Source organism: Nguyenibacter vanlangensis (genome assembly GCF_013376155.1).
GTDB lineage: Bacteria > Pseudomonadota > Alphaproteobacteria > Acetobacterales > Acetobacteraceae > Gluconacetobacter > Gluconacetobacter vanlangensis.
Genome location: NZ_JABXXP010000974.1, coordinates 1 through 850 on the forward strand (window position 1 = coordinate 1; position 850 = coordinate 850).

The window sequence follows — 850 nt, forward strand, 5'->3', positions numbered from 1 at the left end:
TAAGAGCCCGATCCGAAAGTTTTTGAACAATACCAGCCAGTTGTGATTCATCCGTCTTTGCGAAGAGATGGAGTGAATGGTGGCATGGACTGGTATTGCCCGACGCGAACATAGCCGGGAAGGAATGCGATATCCATCGGATATGACGGACGGGGAGTGGGCTTTGATCATGCCATTTGTGCCCCCGGTGAAACGGGGCGGCCGCCCCCGCACGACGGATATGCGCGAGGTGGTCAACGCGATGCTCTACATAGCCTCGGCCGGGTGCGCATGGCGCCTGCTGCCGAAATGCTTTCCGCCGCTCTCGACGGTCAGGCGCTATTTTTACGCGTGGCGTGATGCCAGACTGTTCGAGTTCATGAATACGGTGCTGGTCATGAGCCTGCGCGAGATCGAGGGGCGTGATGCCTCTCCGAGCGCGGGCGTGATTGACAGTCAGTCGGTCAAAACCACGGAAAGTGGCGGGCTTTCGGGCTATGACGCGGGCAAGAAGGTCAGGGGCCGCAAGCGCCATATCGTGACTGACACCTGCGGCTTCCTGATCTTTCTCCTCGTTCATGCCGCCGACATCCAGGATCGTGATGGGGCCGTTGATGTCCTGGCGGCAATACGCAGGCGCTTTCCCTGGCTGCGCCACATCTTCGCTGATGGAGGCTATGCTGGCGAGAAATTGCGATCCGCGCTCGCCTCCATGGGAAAATGGACGGTCGAAATCATCAGGCGATCCGATACGGCGAAGGGCTTTCAGGTCCTGCCGCGCCGCTGGGTGGTTGAACGGACATTCGCCTGGCTGGGACGGTGCAGGCGGCTCGCCAAAGATTGGGAACAATCCGTTGCTTCCTCAACCGCA

At 59.5% G+C, this 850-nt stretch carries 1 protein-coding gene; it reads left to right on the top strand.

Features of this window, described 5'->3' with window-relative positions; translation table 11 throughout:
* Positions 1–76: 76 nt before the first annotated feature.
* A partial coding sequence (locus HUK84_RS20585; RefSeq protein WP_176641849.1) for an IS5 family transposase occupies positions 77–850 on the top strand: 774 nt, incomplete at its 3' end.